Source organism: Myxococcales bacterium, from assembly GCA_016699535.1.
In the GTDB taxonomy this organism is placed as follows: Bacteria; Myxococcota_A; Polyangia; order Polyangiales.
In genome coordinates this window covers 1,347,300-1,364,881 of the sequence record CP064980.1, presented here as the reverse complement: position 1 = coordinate 1,364,881, position 17,582 = coordinate 1,347,300, and the positions used below count along the sequence as shown (strand labels likewise).

The window sequence follows — 17,582 nt, the reverse complement described above, 5'->3', positions numbered from 1 at the left end:
CTCTAGTTCAGCAAAAATCATGCCGGCAGCGCCATCTTTCGATTTGTTGATACTACGCATGTTTTTGTACTAGCGCCCCTATCTTCCCTTGCAATCGAGAACCTCGAATGCTCTTGGCTTCAAATCAGGCTCATTTTTTGTGCCGTCTATCTTCTTTGATTGGGGAGCCACCAACATGCTAGCGTCGCGCGGTGACTGTCCAGCTCAAAGACATTGAAGCAGCACGCAAGGCCATTAGTGACGCGATTCAACCGACGCCCTGTGTCTACTCAGCCACTCTTTCAAAGATCACTGGGGCCAAGGTCTATCTGAAGATGGAAACCGCCCACTTCACTGCATCGTTCAAGGAACGTGGCGCACTCAACAAACTGCTCACACTTGACGCAAAAACAAGAAAACACGGCGTGATTGCCATGTCAGCTGGCAACCATGCACAAGCTGTGGCGTATCATGCAACACGACTGGGCATACCATCGACCATCGTCATGCCGAGCTATACACCAACCGTCAAAGTCAAAAACACAGGTATCCTTGGTGCCAACGTTGAACTTGTGGGTGACGACCTTGACGAAGCACGCAACTACGCCGTCAAGCTTGGAAAAGAAAAAGCGCTTAGCTTTGTGCATCCTTACGATGATCGGCATGTCATCGCAGGGCAAGGAACTTTGGCCCTAGAAATTTTTGAGCAAGTACAGGGCCTCGATATGATCATCGTTCCCATTGGTGGGGGCGGGCTTATTGGAGGCATCGCCACGGCAAGCAAAGCCATTAGCCCCAAAACACAAATCATCGGTGTTCAAAGCGAACGCTACCCAGCGGTCGCTCAAATGCTATCCGGAAAAACAGTAAGCTGCGGAAAAGCCACCCTTGCTGAAGGTATTGCCGTCAAGCACCCAGGAAAACTAACCTTAGAAATCATTAAGCGTTTGGTCGACAAAGTACAGGTTGTCAGCGAAGAGCTTATTGAACAAGCCATTTTGCTCATGCTTGAAATTGAAAAAGCAGTCATCGAGGGTGCAGCCGGCGCAAGTCTTGCAGAACTACTTGCTCGGCCCAAGGCCTACAAAAACAAAAAAATATGTCTCATCATGTCCGGTGGAAACATCGATTTGATTGCTCTGGCAAGCGTGATCAACCGCGGCTTAGTGCGGAAAAACCGTCTTGTACGCATTCACCTTAGTCTGCCCGATCAGCCCGGAGCACTGAGCAAAGTAGTCGGCATCATTGCCCATGCGAATGCCAATATCGAAGAAATCCACCACCACAGAGCCTTCTCAGGTCTCCCGGTACAGTCGACCCAGGTGGAGTTTATCTTGCAAACCCGTGGCTCAGAACACGTGGATGAAATCTTGGCTGAACTGAATGTGGCCGGATACAACGCTAATATTGTTCCGCTTTTTGGAAAACCCGGCAAGTAAAGCCACTGAAGCAGTCGTCGATTATTTATCTGGTTTCGCTGTTAATTGAGCAAAAAATCGACTGGAATATCACTAGAAGCTATGTCATACCCAAGGCCGGTCTAGGAAGTACACTCATGCATACAAAATCAGTTTTCAGCCTCTTTTTATTCCTCCTTCTTTTTGCTGCCTGCTCGTTGCAAACAAGCGATATCGAACAAGGCAATGCAGCTCAAGCTTTTCAAGAAAAGCTCAGAGCACTGCCTTCTGGCAGTCAAGGCATCAACAACGAGTACATCGTTGTATTCAAGGACAGTAGCGGGGGACTGTACCGAGGTCTGGCCAACAGTGCGAATTCTGAAACGACTAACGAGTCATTGAGTGTACTTGATAGCTACCAGCGCGCACTACCTGCGATCTTGGTACGTGCAGCCAATGAAAGTTCGCTTTATTTCATCACGGCTGATCCGTCGGTAAAATACGTTCAGCAAAATTTTTATTTTGAGTACAGCGAAATACCCGAGCAACCCCAGGGTCCCAACGCTCCAAACGACCCCGACTTTTTCGATCAAATGCAACAACCCGCGGTTTGGAATCTTGCACGAATTGATCAGCGACCTTGGGATTCCTTGGCTCCGGATACTGCTTATGTCTGGCCTGAAGGTGTTTCTGGAGGCGCCGTACGTGCCTATGTGATCGATTCTGGCATCAATCCACATTCGGAGTTTTGCAGAGACTACATCGCTGAGGATTGCCTAAACCGCATTGACCTCGACCACGCATTCCCCGATTCAAGCCAACACGACTACGTGGGTCACGGCACTCATGTCTCGGGAATCTTGGGCGGCCTCACTTATGGTGTTGCCAAACAAATCACTCTCGTTCCTATTAACGTTGACGACCTTGGACGTCCGACCGTCGCCTTAATACTGGCTGGTATCGAACACGTCCTTGGTCTGCACGAACAGCTGGGCGGGCCTGCCGTTGCTAATATGAGCTTGGGTGGACCGCGTACCGAAAGCGTGGATACCGCTGTCGAATCCATGATTCGTGCCGGGATTTCAGTGGCTGTGGCTGCCGGAAACGACTCCTCAACCAGTGCCTGCGATCGATCGCCAAGTGGCGTAAGGGACGCACTTACCGTTGGCGCTTCAGACATAAACGACGCAGTGACTTATTTTTCATCCCAAGGACCTTGCGTCGATGTTTTTGCACCTGGCGACCAAGTCGTTTCAGCGGATATCCACAACTTCACGGGAAGCGTCGCATTTAGCGGAACGTCCATGTCAGCGCCTCATGTCGCCGGTGCGGCAGCACTTCTTCTTGAAGGGGCCCTCACCATTGATCAGCAAGCCATCAGTCCCCGAACTGTGGCCGCACACGTCAAATGCCGCGCCACATCAGGCGCACTTAGCAATCTTGCGCCCGAGACAGCTGATCGCTTGCTTTACATGCGCCACTTTGGAAGCTCCATAAACAATTTCGTCACGGAGGACCTAAGTAGCGAGGACTCGAGCACCCCTGGCCCCACCCTATCTTTCGTAAGTCCCGTTGAGAATCAAGCGGTCGTTAATCCCATTACAATCAACCTTGGTCTGCAAAGTTGTGCCTTTGGCAGCATCAAACTCGAAGAACTCGATGTAAACACCAACGCAGTTAAGCGTACCTTGGTCGATTCCAGCACCGAACAAAACCAATGGACCTTTGTCTTTGAGACTGGCCCAGTTCGTTTGCGCGCAGCGTTCTGCGACTACTTCAACCGTTGCACAGACCCCAAAATCCTCAATTTCACAGCGCTTGAAGCAGCTTCAACCATCTTCTTGCCAATCGTTAGCCGCTAGGGACTCTGAGTCATCAAAAAGTCGCCGTTGCTGTCAACTTTGCTTTCAAGCAATACCAACTCGTGAAACATACTGCGATAGAGGCAAGGAATGCTTACTTCGCCGCAGAGCAAACCTTTGATGTTATCCCCAGCATTGTCAAAGAAAGCCTTAAACTCCTCAAATAAAAGCCCCCAAGAACCGCCAAGCAATTGCACTAGCTTGCTCTCAATGGTTTCAAACAACGCGCCTTCTCTGCCTACAATATCTCCGTGATCACCACCAAGCGCACAACGTTTGTTCCATTGACCTGGCGCAGCTTGCTCAATAAATGCGCTATCCTCGCCAAAACGAACCCCAAAGGCCTCACCGTAAGCCGCACTTTTTAGCGGGACCAAACCGTCATTTGGCACCTTCTCGTCCATAAGAAAACTTAATACAGGCGTGTGTCCCATCGCCCACAGCACATCGAGTTCCCAGCGCGAACGCGGAAGCCATCGAAGCCAATCGTTGGACTCGGAGATACTACTTAAATCATCTGGCAGCCATACGTAGGAACCTTCACAAATTGCTTCGACTTCATCGACATAACCTGTGAGATAAGCTTCAGGAAACTTGACAAAAGCATTCCATTTTGGGTTTCCAGATGAATTAAGTAACTCAGCCGGCAAAGTTCCAGCCTCTCGTTCATAGTTAAACAACGATAGATCTCCGTTGGTTAATTTTGAGCCTCTAATTTCAATTCCAGTCAAAAAACTATCACTAGGCGCTGAAACAGTACCTATACTTTGATAGAATACATTTGGGTTTACCTCTGCTGGTGGTGGGCTCAAAATACTTTGTAGCCACTCTCTCACCTGCTCGATACTTGGCTCTTCGCCATGCACATCTCCAGCAAGTAGCATTAGAGTTTCCACACGAGCTTTGATCCATGCTTCAACCTCATCCAAGCGATCGGGATCAGGTATAAAACCGGTTCCAGCAAAATCAATATCGAAGGGGAAAGTAGCACCCCCAACTGCAGGTAGTATCTCAACGGTGCATATACCATCACCCCCACAACTAACCTTATCAACGACACCATCCACAATCAGAGTTGGTGCTTGTGCAAGGCTTGTCCCCTGATGTGGCGAAGCCAAGGTCGTCACCGAAATAAGCAAATCCCCACCAGCTTCAGTTGCAGCAAGATCTCTTAGGTCTAGACCACCTTGTGAATGACCAATACCATGCACCTTGTCTGCAAAGCCATCGGGTTCACCATCCGGACCAGTGTGATCGTTATATGGTGATACAAATATTCTGCGGGCAACATCGACTTGAGCCTTAAGGCATACACCAGTTTCATCCACCGGGACATAGCGTGGCGTGTTAGGAATATAGATCTCAGGTGCATCGCTCGAGCCATCGCAACAAATGCCGCCAAGTGGGTCTATGCGGGAAGTGCAGACGCTCAGAAGCGACAGAGCATCCTCTTTCTGAGGACCTGAAAGATATTTTTCACAGGGCTCGCAACTCGCCCCAAACTGCTTGGCAATCCCAGCCAGATCATCGGCCACGGTACCAGCACCCGGCACAAGCACGATCGGATACAGTGTTCGCACCTCAGCATCTTCGCTAGGACAAGTGCTTCCTTTGATCTCGAAACTATTACAGAACAAAGCTGACTCATCATCACTGCCAGTCCCATCCGATGCTGCAACTGAGCAGCCAACAACAACACTTAGCAGGGCAACTAGACCAGCTCTCAGCTTCGCAGGAAAGAAAGTAATTTTAGTAGAGAACAACAACATGATCACCTCAATTGACCTGCTGAAACGCAACCAACTGCCTGAAAAGCCACTTCTTTAGATCATTCGTTCGAACGAAATCTGCAGCCTCATCAGCATTTGCTTGCCTATCAGGAATGCTAAGCCTCAGGCCCATTTCCAAGTCGTTGGCCACCTTGCTTACCCAGCGGTTATAAGCAGGTGGGGAGGTTTTTCTGTCCGGAGGAGCGCCCACAAACTGAAAACCATTCATCCGTGAGTTCAAAAACTCCTTGGTAACACCCAAACCGTCCGAAAGGAAAAGGGTTCCTGGAAAGCTGGAATAATTTTTTGCAGCATAAGGCGAAATAGAAGCAAACTCTTTGGCTACAAGGTTCATTCCATCCGCACGGCTCGTTGCCATCAACATATCCGACAGACCCATCATGTAGAGAGCGTAGAGCCAATCGTTATAGTTGTAATAGAGGATTGGTCGCCAACCATGGCCCACTTCAAAGAAAGTGGCATCTCCTTCGGCATGAGTTATATCCTCAGCGAACTCTTGATTGATTTCCTCTACAAGCGCAAAAACATCTTCCTTATAGGCTCTGTATTCCGCGACGTTTTCACGCGTAGGAACCAAGATTGCTATCATACCAACCGCATATTGGCCGTCGTTCTCATCTTGGCCATACAAAGTTCCATTCGCTCTCTTTTTTTCGAGTAGTTCGCGATAGGCTTCAAGGCCTTCATAAACACCTTTTGCAGGATCAAGCCTTTCGGTGCGTAAGATCAGTTTATTAACAATACTTCGATAGTATTCTGTCGTTGAAATCTTCTTTTTATAGACGGTTAGCGATTCGTTCGAACCATCCTTTGGAAGTTCTCGCTTTGCGCGCGCCTCTTCGTACTTGCCAATGATATAGTCTGGATCAATTGAGATAGGAAAGGCATCAACACGTGTAATGTGCCCTTTATAGCTAACCTTCAACCCTTGGTCTGCCGGCACCGAGGAAACATTGTTTGCTCCCAAAAACATTTTTGCTGTTTCTACAAAATTATATCCGTCATCGATAGTTTGAAATCCGAGCACATCAGTCGCAAGCATGGATTCGAGTATTTCTTGAAACCAGGTGCGGCTATTGTTCGCCGTCGGAGTTCCCCCGCTATTACTTAAAAACGAGGTGTTTGCCACAGTTAGCCAATGTGTTGCTGCTGGCCAAGGGATATGAGTGAAATGCAAGGTTTTCACGCAAGCACAACCTGTATTCTGCAATTTTTCTTCCAGCATGCCTGGAAGCATGTAGAGCTGATAATCGTGCAAGAAAATATATTTCGCGGTATCATCACGGGTCGCAAGATCCGCAATAGCCGTTGCAAATTTTTCGTTAACCGCTTTGTATCCGTCTTGCCATTTGTAATCCTGTGGAACACCCGCTAGAGGAATTTGATGCTGCACGAACCACAAAAATGGATTCGCAATATTTTCATAGTAATAATCGAGCTCTTGTGGGCTCGGATGTACGTAAGCTAGGCGCAAGGAGTGAGGATGGCTATATCCTGGATCAACAACTTGCGTTGGTGACGTTGATCCCGATGTAGCAACACTGACAAATTGCTGAGTCGTCAAATAGTCAGCCTCGGAGCCGCCTTTTGCGCGAGTCACCCACGTTACCGGAGCATACTTGAGCATACCGGAAAGACCGGTCACAACACCACCTGATCCGATTTGAGTGCTGAACCCTGATCCATTGTTAACAATGCCGTAGGGAGCACCATCGCTTGCCATGATGATTGATTTGTTCTCACCCATTAGGCTCGTCGTAATCGCCTGAAGTTCCGCTTCGGTGACAACATGGTCTTTTTGCACCTGAGCGAGGCCGGTCCCGGACACGTTTCCCAAGCGGTTAATCGGCTGACAGGCACCGATCCAGAGCGTGGCGAGCGAAAGCGCCAAAAGTGGTAAGAATCTTCGTGTGAGCTTCAACATGGTATTGCTTCTCCTGCAGTGGAGCACTGCAATTTCCATGCCTAACAGCGACCGCTTTTTACCCGAGAAAAACGCGTATTTTTCCGCCTAAGTCCAACGTGTCTAGGTCAATAGAACCTAGTGCTAAGGTGCCGAGACCTCACTGGCATCTGCAGCCTTGTGGTTGATTGCTCACAGGCGGAGCCCAAGATCTGATGAAACCATATAGATTTCATCATCCTAGATGTTCTGGTGATGGACTCTGGTGACGGCCTTCCAATCTTCAAGAAGCGGCATGGTTTTTGCTTAGGTATGAGGGTGTTATGCACTACATAAAAACACCTCTTTTGTTGTTATTCCTCTTGCCCTGCTTTGTTGGCTGTCAGCCGCAAACAGATTCCGGCGCAGCGGAAGGCGGCTTTCTCGACAGCACGGCAAACGCCTACACTGCTGAAGGCCAAACCGATGAGAGCCCCTGCAAAGTAGAGTGGGAAGCCAATCCCTTTTTTCTAACGACAGAAGGAAGCGGCCTTCAACTGAGCACTTGGTGGGATGGATTCAAAGAGCGATACGACTTATTCTGGACGACCAATACGACTCTCGACTACCTCAAAGACACTTGGGGCTCTATCGATATGAATTTCGACGTCATCTGGGAGTCTGGGCAAGGAACAGGTTTGGTATTTAATGCGTCCAACTCGCAGCGCGGGGAGAGTCTAGTTTGTTTTTTCGGTGATGGCTTCTTCAAGAACGGTCATCTTACCTGCACGGCTTCCTATACCGAAGCTGGGTTAACTCTTAGGCTAACTTTTGGAAACGGCGGTATCGCAGAGTGCGAAGACCAAATCGCAGCGGCTGCCGAAGAAGCGAATGCCGCCGCTGCACCCGAAATAGCCGAAATCGAAGCAACACGCCCCGACCCTGAAGCTGCACAAGCATCCTGCGGTTGCCCGCTAAGCACAAGCACAGGACCTGAAACAGCCAGTCCAGAAGTGGTGCGTGCCCGGATGCTCGATACGGCGGCTCGCGTCGCGGCAGCCTCTGCTCAAGAAGGCGGCTCGAAGCTAACCATTCACCAAGTACCCGCTTACGTATGCGCTAATATCGATACACTGTCGAAACCTAGCGCTCTTGCTGCCAACCGACAAGGTTGCGCCCAAGCAGGGTTGCTCTAATCATCGGGACGCTATCTTCGTAAGGATCGAGGCGACCAAAGCTGCAAGAGGGGATCTCGCGATCGAATTTGCAAACCACTGGATTTATTGCACTTATTCGTTCAGAACACATCCTCAATTTAAGTTAGACTCTCGCTCATGAATGCAGAGCAGAAGCAGCGTAAAAGTTTTATCATCATGATTTCAACGATTGCAGCCACAGGTGGACTGCTTTTTGGTTTTGATACTGGCGTGATATCGGGCGCGCTGAACTTCCTTCAAGAAGGCTGGCAACTTAGCCCCTCGCAACTCGAGTGGGTTACATCGTCCGTTTTGGTAGGCGCCGTCATCGGAGCAGCAAGCAGCGGCCGCATCACCGACATGTTGGGACGAAAGAAAGTAATACTGATTACCGCTTTCATTTTCGGAGCTGGTTCAATTATGACAGGCCTTGCTCCAACCGTAGAGTTGCTTGTCGTTGGCCGTATTGTTATTGGCGTTGCAATCGGTATCGCATCCTTTGCTGTACCCCTTTATATCTCGGAAATTTCACCTAAAAAAAACCGTGGGGCTTTGGTAACCATGAACCAGCTCATGATCACCATCGGTATTTTAGCTTCCTACATTAGCGACTACGTGATCGCGGACGATAGCAACCTAGAGTCTTGGCGTTGGATGTTTTTGATAGGTTTTTTCCCAGCGGTAGTCCTGTTCATCGGCATGCTGTTTCTTCCCGCTACACCCCGTTGGCTCATGAGTAAGAACCGTTATGCCGAGAGCTTAGCGGTTTTAAAGCGAATCGAAGATCCGGCGTTAGTTGACAAAGTATTTGAAGAGATGAAGTTCGAAGCTGAAAAATCAAACGAAGCCCCCATCTCCTCCAGCGAAATTCTAAAACCATGGCTGCGCTCAGCCTTGATTATTGGCGTTGGTATCATGCTCATTCAACAGCTAAGTGGCATCAACACCATCATTTACTACTCACCGGTGATCTTTAAGATGGCCGGCTTTGCAAGCAATACTGGCTCAATTTTACCTGCTGTAATCGTAGGAACAGTCAACGTACTGTTCACGGTGTTATCGATTGTTCTTCTTGATCGCGTGGGAAGACGTCCCATTTACCTCGTTGGCTTAGGCGGCATGGTAATCGCACTTATGGCGATTGGTGCTGGGTTTTTCTTCGAAAACACCCTTGGCGATGCGATCAAAATCGCCACCGTGGGAGGGATGCTGCTTTACATTGCCTTTTTTGCAGTAAGCCTTGGTCCGCTGGGTTGGCTGCTATGCTCGGAAATCTACCCGCTTAGCATTCGCGGGGTCGGCATGAGTATTGGCTCGCTTTCCAATTGGTTCTTTAACTTGATTGTAGCTTTTACCTTCCTCAAGCTCGTTAATGCTTTTTCTGTCGCAGGAGCCTTTTGGCTCTACGCTGCCATTGGCGTGCTCGGCTTAGTATGGGGCTACTTCTTCATCCCCGAAACCAAAGGCCACTCCCTCGAAGACATCGAAGAGCATTGGCGTTCGGGCCGCAAACCGTTGGAACTTTGAGGCATGCTATGCTTATGCTGAGTTACCCTAGTTTACAGAAAGCGGACCGGTCTGAAAACCATAAACAAGAGCAGTGGATCCCGGTTGAGTGTTAAAAACGGGTTCCAGCATGTAGTGGTTCATCGCGTAGGGTGGGTAAAACAACAAACTTTGAAAAGCGCCACCTGTCATATTTTCAGAGAATGCAATGCTGTTAGTAAATCTGCGCGTAAAACCCTCGGTGATAAAAGTTGCATCATCGCCGCCAAGAATTGACTCGCCAGCGGCTGCGCCCCAAGCCATGTAAGGGTGGTTAGCTCCGTGTCCAGGCGAAACGACGCTTGGTTCCTTACCTGGCCTAAGAACTTTAACTGTGAGATTACTTATGGCGTGCCCCATAATGGGGTCTGGGCTGACCACGCCAGGATCGGAAACGTTAAGAACGACAGCAAGAACAAAGCGATTTGGCCAAACCGCTGTAAAGGAAGGCCCAAGCATTGGCGGTAGAGCTGGTGCTTTATCTTTGCAAGCCAAAAGCATCATCGCCATGGCCTCACCATAGCCAGAAGCTTCCTGCAAACCCTGTCTCACGACGAGAGGAATTGGTGAATTCGTTGCAGCAATCATATCCGTAAGACCATCAAAGCGAAAAACGTTGGTTCCGGGTGCAAACAATCTTACCCGCTGGGCACAGGTACTATATTGACTCGGTTTTTCGCGTACTTCCGTGCGAACGTATTCAATGGTCTCTGCAAGCACAGCACTAAAAAGCAAAGCACCGCCCGCTTCAAAAGCCTGTTGAGCCAAGCGCTTTTGTAAAGGATCTTCAACGGTGAGTCCTTCGCAATAGCTACTACTAGGAAACACGGCGCAGGTTGCGGTGGTAACTCCATTGCAAGGCTGGCGCTAACCGCAAAGGTAGTCAAAACGCTTGAAAGACTCACACTGCTTAGCATCCAGAAAGTGGCGCGAGACGAGAAACCGCGATGGCATCATTTGCTGGTTGTGCAACCAGCAACGCTGAAGCATTGCTATTGAGCACAAAACCTTGCCCCGGATTAGCAATCCCCTCAGCGTCAATCGTATGAAAATCGCAGGATGTTTCTGCCGTTTCTTGCAGAGGACCTGCTCCGGTTCCAGGAACGCAGATACAAGCGAGATCGGATGGATCGGTACAACCGTCCTTCAAAAATCCAATAGCTTCTTGGCTCTGCAAATTCATATGCTCCACGCGCATAAACTGGATCCAAGGAGAGTTGAGAATAAGCGATCCATAGTGCCCGTATACTCCCACAGGCGTTCCTGCACCGTAACCATCATAAATCATGCGCAGTTGCACTTGACCCTCTGAGTTACTTTTCAACGCATAGACTGGTGTTTTGTCGATAGCCGTCGTAACGTGGTTGACATCGTCCGAAGCAATGAATGGTTCAGGTGCGGTTAGTGCCGGCTCTGAAGCAAAGCTATCAATCGAAACAAATTCAACCGATGCGGCACCGTCCCATGAAATGAGCGCCAGTCGAGTCGTACCATCGTAACCATAAATACGGACGTTCTTTTGCTCCTTAAGCAGGCTTGCTTCTAGGGTTACACCCTGAATATATCCCGCTGCATCAAGGACGTATCCGTCGCTGTTTGCGGTATCAGAGTCGTGTCGACCTAATGTATCGCGCTGTGTATTTGTCAACGACCATATTTTCGCGCCGGTCAGTACTGTTCCTTGACCTAGTGGGCAGGGTTCATCGTCTGCCAAAGGCGTAATCGCACAGTTCCTTACCAGCTGGCTGGCGGACCCATCTGAAGCAGGATCGTCCAAAACTGACACCTGACAAAACTGCATTGTCGCAAACAAAGGAATAAAAAAGACAGCAACATTAAATCGAAACATCATACATCTCCCCTCGAGACATAGAAATGTTGTGCAAAAAAGAGGCCAACCCACAAAGGGCAAACCGCCCCAATATTTTCAAGCACTGGGTAAGTAAACCGCTGCGATATCCCCTAAAAAAACTAAGACATATATGTAGCGACACAGACCACATTGCAATACAAGGAGTACTTGCTAGACCAGACTATTGCCCCCATCTAATGGCTACAGTGCATCCCACATGGGTCAGGAATTCGTAAAGTTACATTGTACGGCCGGGAAGCATTCCAATCGCCAACTGAGGCCTTAACTGACCTGCATTGGGACCGCAAATCCCACTTACTGAGGTTAAATCACCTCAATAACTCTAATAGATTATTTCGTTTCTTGGTGGATTTGGCGTGGCACAGATTTTGCGTTCGCTAGCTTTGGCGGGAAAATATGAACTCAACTTATCGTCGTACAATCTTTGCTGTTCTCTTCCTTCTGTCGAGTGCTAGCTCCGGCTGCATCCCTGCGCTTAGCGACATGCTTGGAGGTGATAGCTCGAGACAACTCGGCAAAGTCTGTGAGCTTCCTTCTGATTGCGATGGTATTGGTTCCACCGGTGAGGTGCAATACGTCTGCGACCAAGAGCTTCATCAGTGTGTCGATGCCCAAAAGCAGACTTTTATCTACGAGAAAAACCCCATCGCGGGGTACAAGTCCATGCCCGCAAAGCCCTTGCACCCGGTGGTTACCCAGTCGCACGGCCCCGAAGATTGGGCCTGGCCCACCGAAGGCATCCACAAAGACAGCTACAAAAAGCTGCTGGCCCAACACTTCGCTCTGCCCTTGTTAGTTCAAGAAAAAAATGCCATCGATACATTCGAGCAAGACCTTGCCGATGCCAATTTTAAAGGCCGCACTAGTTTTCTACAACTCACGGCGCAAGGCATGGCCGATCAATATAATCGCCTTGTGCGCCACGACGCGATCCTAGCGCCCATTGCCAGCACCCTTGAAAAGGAAGAGAAAAAGGCACTGCGTCTTGAAGAATGTCTCATTCCCTTCAGCAACGAAGCCGAACAGATTGACCTGTCGGATGCCGAGCTTGTGAACTGCCTCGGGTTGTATCTCCATCTGCTGCCCAAACTCTCGGACATCAACGCCAAAAGAGAAAAGCTCGATCCTTCAGTGCTAAGCCATGCTTATGATACGACCCAGTATCTGAGCAGCCAAGCTGAAGCCTTGATGTGGCAGCGCAGCATTGATCAGGGCATAGAAACGCAGGACAATCCGGCTATCCTCAGCAAAGCCCATGGCGCGATTTACATCCACGCTTGACAGCTGGCCGCCTCGGTCCTTTCGATTTACCACACGCTTATCGATGATGAGCTAGAGGCGGCTGAGATGTACGGTCATCTTCGTCTTGCCATTGCCGTGCAAGGCGCAACCGAGCAAGGCAGCTATCCTCTGGGTCGCTGGGCCCAAATCGCTGCAAGCACCGATCAGTATTTTGCGCAGTATGATCAAAGTGAGCGTTTGATGTGGTTTGAAAATGCCCTAGGACAGGTGCTCAGTATCCTCAAGGAAAACAACGCAAAGGCCACGGCAATCATGACAGGGCACGATTCAAGCGCCGAGGATTGGCAGTTTGCGCTCATCATGGAACAAAGTGGGCTCATGAGCATCTATGGCGGCTACGATGAGCAGGGCCAGCCCAAAGGCTATCAGAGCATTCACAACACCTTGCTCGCTCAAGCCAAAGAACAAGAGTTTGCCATGCCAGGAGTGGGTTTGGGTGCGGCTGGGGGCTGCATTCTGCTTGGTGTTTTTCTAGGTCCTGAGACCTGGCCAGCGGCTGCATGGTGTGCAGGTGCAGCAGTGGTAGGAGCGATTCAATACGCCGCACTGGCGCACCTTGCAGGCATCGCTCAGACCCTGGCATATGTGGGAATCGAGCACAGTCTGCTGCCGCCCTCTGAGGCGATACGTTTGCGTAGCAACGCACGCCTCACTGCCATAGCTACCGTGGCCGATGTCCTGTTTAGCGCTGTCGGTGTGGTTCAATCAATGCCCGAGCTTATACGTTTTGGTCAACGCATCGGAGTGCTGGATGAGAGTATCGATGCTGAACGTGTTCTTGACGCTATCTATACACGCATCCGGAGTTTCTTTGGTTTTTATAGGGCTGAAACCGTGTATGCTTTGGAAAAGCGCGAGTATTTATTTGCTAAGCTCGAAGCCCTTAATGAAACTGACTTCCAAATACTGCATCAATTCAAGGACACAACGCTTCATGCAAATTCGTCTTATGGATTTTCCCGCTCAGAAGTATTTCACCATCTAGCATCTCGAGGGGAACCTCAAGAATTATTACTGGAAGCAGTTGAACAGTTTGGTGTTCCACGGATGGGTTTCGTTGCAACAGACTATCGTTTCGCCGAGAACGGGGATGCTGTCTATCAATCGGGCGGTGGATACTACATGATGACCGAGTACCATGTTCAAGATGGTACCGTTGAAGTAAGCAAAATTGGAGAAGGCACAATATACGCCTATGACTATCCCTCAACACTTCCAAGTGCTGTAGAAAAAGGATTTGTTGCTCCCCACAAGGTAGTAACGACGGCTGGTTCGCGAGGTGCACTAACATATGATGCGTTCTTGGATCGCAGCGCCACAGTGTTTCAAGAGGAACTCCTTCATTACTTGGACTTTCATCTCCCCGGGGGGAACTCTAACCTTATGATTCAAGGGATCAACGAAAGTGTAAAGACTCCCCTTATTCATGGTGATGCTATTACCTTCTTGGAAGAACTCGCACAACAACGAGGCATTCCTATCGATGATCTCTATACTGATGCAATTCATTTTTTTACAGAAGTACGAGGTGATCGGTTGTTTTTTGAAGGAGGACAGACTGTTGTATCGAACGATTGGATCGTTCAACGACTATCTCTTGTCCGAGTTCAAAACAGGTGGAAGGAAGAGAGCTTCACCATGAAATATCTTGATGTATTTGTTAGCTTGCTCGATGAAGCTGATCCAGTAGCCGCTTTCAATCGTTTGCTGCCTCCGGAGCTTTGGCAAGATATTTCTGATCCGCGTTTCTACTATCTCAACTAGTTTTGCCTTCGTTTTGCCCACTTCATGCATGGCTTCATCGGCCACACTGAGTAGACAATCTAAGAGTTGTTGGGTACGCCTATAACCGCAACCTGATTAGTGCATTGGCCGAAGTCATTTTTAGAAAGGACAACACAAGATGGCAATCGTTAAAAAAATTACCATTGCTGCCGTATTGCTTTTCCTCGTTTATTGTTCTAGCGATAGCGGTATCGACAAGACCTATCTTGAAGCCCATCGCAGGGCGATTCCTGATATCGACGCTATCAAAGCCGATGTGCCTTCGGAAACTACAGCGCAAGCGGGAGCGCTGGTGGGTGATGATGCACTTATTCCACCTGTGGCAATTGGTGTGGCAACGGATATTAATACGCAGGTGGCTGCACTTCTGTCTTCTTTAAAAACTATCACAGATACGCCGCCTACCTTTTACGATAGCGAAACAAACGAATACCTATGGGGGCCGTTTAATAACGACGATAGCGAGCTCAAGGATGACACCATCGCCGTGTATATACGTGACAAAGGCGAAGACATTGGGCTCCAAGACGAAGACTTGCGCTATGAATACGCTTTACTCCGAGGGATGAGCCGGGATCTTAGCACCATGGAGCCTGTGATTTGGGGAGGACACACGCCTGATCCAAACAATGAAGACTACGGGCAAGGCGCTATTCTCTATGATCTGCAAGCCAACTTAGCTTGGGAGGATCAGTACAATCCAGGCCATGGTAACCTTGCTGAGGGACGCTTTGCAGTAGCCTACGTCAAACAACGGGAAGCCACAGGACAAAGTAGCAGCGAAAACGCTGACCTTACGATTGTGGTGGGAGCCTTCCGTAATTTCGTGCCAGGTCCCGAGGATTGGGAAGATTCTGCGCAAAAACCAGATGCGATTGACGCCGAATACCTATGGGGTGGCGTGAAAACCGATGCGGGTGAGAGCTTTTCTTTTATCAACGTCAATGTGAATGGCAACATATTCCCGTTTGAAGATCCCTCAACAGGCTCCACGGAAGAAAACTTTGGTATTCTTGCTGCTTTTGCCACTAACGGTGTGGGCCGTGGTCGATTGGATGTGTACGGTGATGACGTCACCGCGGCATACGGTGCCAACACCTTTCTTGAAGGTCAAGAATGTTGGGATACACTTTTAGAACGCACTTACTTTGGTATTGAGAGCGTCAACCAAAGCGACAGCAATGATCGTACCGACATTGCGTCTGAAGGAAATGAAAACGATTGCGAGCAAAGCATTTTGCTCAGTGACATTCCCGATCTCGACGGCCTTGAGCAAGAAGGGGCCGATTTGTTAAATGCTCTTGTTGATCTTGCAGAAAACGGCGTACCAAGCTCGTAATCACCTATCTGTGTCGGACCAATTAAGCTCAAGATAGCGCTCGTCACCATTTAAATACGGCGCGAGCCATGTTCTTGTTGAACACAAACTGCGCCCAATTTGGGTGTAAGTGCGGCCAATATCTATTGATATCATTATGAAAAGCTCAGGCATAACTCTTGCTACCTCTAAGGGGCATGAGGAAAAAGCTTCAGCGCCGAGCGTTCCTGGCGGGGGTAGGCGGCACGGTGGTTGCACTGCCTTTTTTGGACATCATGCGCAGCCCCAAAGCCGATGCACAAACAAGCACAACGCCCAAGCGTTATCTGGTCTGCTTCGGTGGTGTTTCCTTGGGTAAAGGAAACAACGATTTTACTTTTGCCCCAAGCACTTACGGAGAGAACTACGATCTGACTGGCTGCATGGCATCCATCAACGGTGCTGCGGGAGATATGCGACCCTATATCAGCGTTGTTTCCAACTTGAAATTACCTTGGGGAGATCTTGGAAGTGTTCCAGCTGGAGGACGCATCGCTCAGTTCCACAAGAGTTCGCTTGGACCGCTCCTTAGCGGCATGCGAAACCAAGGAGCAGATATTTCGACAGCGCGAAAACCCAAAGCAGATGCGCCAACCTCAGATCAAATTGTTGCTGACGCAATCAGCAGTGACCGGCGTTTTCATTCTCTACAATACCGAGTGCAAGCTTCATACTACCGCGGTGGCGGCGCTACCGGCGTGATGTCTTATGGTAAAGCGCCCGATGGTTCCATTGCACGCATCGATCCGATTGCTTCTCCCCGCGTAGCGTATGACAGTCTCTTTACTGGATTCATTCCCGACGATCCCGCTCTTGCAGCTGAACGGCAAGCAAGGCTGGCCATGGACCAATCCGTCATCGATCTAGTGAGCGCTCAAGGAAATCGCTTGATGGCAAACCTTGGCACCGATGATCGACAAAGGATGGAACAACATTTTGATGAGATAAGAGCGCTGGAAAACCGTCTCAAAGATATCCCAGACATCACGGAGAGTTGTTACCAACTGGATGATCCGGGGCAAGACGACCCAATCGAAACCTACACGCGCGTCAACGGCGATGGCGAAACGCTTGCCATGGGCTATGCAAACGAAGAAGGCCGTGCCGAGGTCATGGTGGATCTGATTCGCATGGCCTTCGCCTGTGATATGACGCGAGTTGGCTCGTTGATGTTTACTCATATGCAATCTTACCTGCACTGCGGTGAACTATTTGGCGCAAACAACGACATGCATGAGCTTGGTCACAGCGGTGGAACACTCGCTCAACATGATCAGGTCATTGATTGGCATGTAAAGCATTTCACTCGTCTTGTAAGTACATTTAAAGACACGCCCGATGTGGAAGGAAGCTTGCTCGATAACTCGGCTCTTGTCTTAGTGTTTGAAGGCGGACATGGCTACGATCCAGAGGCAGATGCTGAGAGAAGCTCGCATTCGACTGAAAACATGGCTGCATTGGTAGCAGGACATGCAGGTGGCATGCGTCAGGGAAGACATATCGATGGCGCACAGCGCCACGCCTCCGCACCCATTGTATCCGCTATGAACGCTGTCGGGGTCACTGGTGGCCTGCACGAAGTACAAACCCGCATTGATGAGCTTTTTGAGTGAT

Annotated in this window: 12 protein-coding genes; 8 read left to right on the top strand and 4 right to left on the bottom strand. The window is 49.5% G+C overall.

Features of this window, described 5'->3' with window-relative positions; translation table 11 throughout:
• The first annotated feature begins 191 nt into the window (after window positions 1–191).
• Together IPJ88_06505 and IPJ88_06500 are read left to right on the top strand one after the other, a co-directional pair.
• Window positions 192–1,418 (top strand): threonine ammonia-lyase, encoded by a 1,227-nt coding sequence (locus IPJ88_06505; protein ID QQR91372.1) that lies wholly within the window; start codon window positions 192–194, stop codon window positions 1,416–1,418.
• A 116-nt stretch (window positions 1,419–1,534) separates the two neighbouring features.
• Window positions 1,535–3,238 (top strand): S8 family peptidase, encoded by a 1,704-nt coding sequence (locus tag IPJ88_06500; protein ID QQR91371.1) that lies wholly within the window; start codon window positions 1,535–1,537, stop codon window positions 3,236–3,238.
• Here IPJ88_06500 and IPJ88_06495 read toward each other — a convergent pair.
• Together IPJ88_06495 and IPJ88_06490 are read right to left on the bottom strand one after the other, a co-directional pair.
• Window positions 3,235–5,007 carry a hypothetical protein gene (locus IPJ88_06495; GenBank protein QQR91370.1) on the bottom strand — a complete coding sequence of 591 codons (1,773 nt, stop codon included), beginning with the start codon at window positions 5,005–5,007 and terminating at the stop codon, window positions 3,235–3,237. The genes IPJ88_06500 and IPJ88_06495 overlap by 4 nt on opposite strands.
• A gap of 7 nt (window positions 5,008–5,014) precedes the next feature.
• Window positions 5,015–6,991, bottom strand: coding sequence for a trehalose-6-phosphate synthase (locus tag IPJ88_06490; GenBank protein ID QQR91369.1), 1,977 nt, complete (start codon window positions 6,989–6,991; stop codon window positions 5,015–5,017).
• 263 nt (window positions 6,992–7,254) lie between these two features.
• Here IPJ88_06490 and IPJ88_06485 point away from each other — a divergent pair, with 263 nt between their 5' ends.
• Both IPJ88_06485 and IPJ88_06480 read left to right on the top strand, forming a co-directional pair.
• On the top strand, window positions 7,255–8,106 hold the full coding sequence (locus IPJ88_06485; GenBank protein QQR91368.1) for a hypothetical protein: 852 nt from the start codon (window positions 7,255–7,257) through the stop codon (window positions 8,104–8,106).
• A gap of 138 nt (window positions 8,107–8,244) precedes the next feature.
• Complete coding sequence (locus tag IPJ88_06480) at window positions 8,245–9,633, top strand: sugar porter family MFS transporter (GenBank protein QQR91367.1); 1,389 nt, start codon at window positions 8,245–8,247, stop codon at window positions 9,631–9,633.
• A 27-nt stretch (window positions 9,634–9,660) separates the two neighbouring features.
• On the opposite strand, the gene IPJ88_06475 is transcribed toward IPJ88_06480, so the two are convergent.
• Both IPJ88_06475 and IPJ88_06470 read right to left on the bottom strand, forming a co-directional pair.
• Window positions 9,661–10,479: a hypothetical protein gene (locus IPJ88_06475; protein QQR91366.1), complete on the bottom strand. Its 819-nt coding sequence runs from the start codon at window positions 10,477–10,479 to the stop codon at window positions 9,661–9,663.
• Between the two features lie 82 nt (window positions 10,480–10,561).
• Window positions 10,562–11,503 carry a hypothetical protein gene (locus IPJ88_06470; GenBank protein ID QQR91365.1) on the bottom strand — a complete coding sequence of 314 codons (942 nt, stop codon included), beginning with the start codon at window positions 11,501–11,503 and terminating at the stop codon, window positions 10,562–10,564.
• A gap of 417 nt (window positions 11,504–11,920) precedes the next feature.
• On the opposite strand from IPJ88_06470, the gene IPJ88_06465 reads away from it, so the two are divergent.
• The 4 genes from IPJ88_06465 (at window position 11,921) to IPJ88_06450 (ending at window position 17,581) form a co-directional block, all read left to right on the top strand.
• Complete coding sequence (locus IPJ88_06465) at window positions 11,921–12,805, top strand: hypothetical protein (GenBank protein QQR91364.1); 885 nt, start codon at window positions 11,921–11,923, stop codon at window positions 12,803–12,805.
• 66 nt (window positions 12,806–12,871) lie between these two features.
• Entirely contained in the window at window positions 12,872–14,590 is a 1,719-nt protein-coding gene (locus IPJ88_06460; protein ID QQR91363.1) for a hypothetical protein, read from the top strand.
• A gap of 139 nt (window positions 14,591–14,729) precedes the next feature.
• On the top strand, window positions 14,730–15,950 hold the full coding sequence (locus IPJ88_06455) for a hypothetical protein (GenBank protein ID QQR91362.1): 1,221 nt from the start codon (window positions 14,730–14,732) through the stop codon (window positions 15,948–15,950).
• 176 nt (window positions 15,951–16,126) lie between these two features.
• Entirely contained in the window at window positions 16,127–17,581 is a 1,455-nt protein-coding gene (locus tag IPJ88_06450; GenBank protein QQR91361.1) for a DUF1552 domain-containing protein, read from the top strand.
• The last annotated feature ends 1 nt before the right edge of the window (window position 17,582 follow it).

Bases quoted from the DNA above. Each gene is read 5' to 3' on its own strand.
- IPJ88_06470 (QQR91365.1), bottom strand. From the start codon at position 11,503: ATGATGTTTCGATTTAATGTTGCTGTCTTTTTTATTCCTTTGTTTGCG.
- IPJ88_06500 (QQR91371.1), top strand. From the start codon at position 1,535: ATGCATACAAAATCAGTTTTCAGCCTCTTTTTATTCCTCCTTCTTTTT.
- IPJ88_06480 (QQR91367.1), top strand. From the start codon at position 8,245: ATGAATGCAGAGCAGAAGCAGCGTAAAAGTTTTATCATCATGATTTCA.
- IPJ88_06460 (QQR91363.1), top strand. From the start codon at position 12,872: ATGTACGGTCATCTTCGTCTTGCCATTGCCGTGCAAGGCGCAACCGAG.
- IPJ88_06455 (QQR91362.1), top strand. From the start codon at position 14,730: ATGGCAATCGTTAAAAAAATTACCATTGCTGCCGTATTGCTTTTCCTC.
- IPJ88_06465 (QQR91364.1), top strand. From the start codon at position 11,921: ATGAACTCAACTTATCGTCGTACAATCTTTGCTGTTCTCTTCCTTCTG.
- IPJ88_06485 (QQR91368.1), top strand. From the start codon at position 7,255: ATGCACTACATAAAAACACCTCTTTTGTTGTTATTCCTCTTGCCCTGC.
- IPJ88_06450 (QQR91361.1), top strand. From the start codon at position 16,127: ATGAGGAAAAAGCTTCAGCGCCGAGCGTTCCTGGCGGGGGTAGGCGGC.
- IPJ88_06490 (QQR91369.1), bottom strand. From the start codon at position 6,991: ATGGAAATTGCAGTGCTCCACTGCAGGAGAAGCAATACCATGTTGAAG.
- IPJ88_06495 (QQR91370.1), bottom strand. From the start codon at position 5,007: ATGTTGTTGTTCTCTACTAAAATTACTTTCTTTCCTGCGAAGCTGAGA.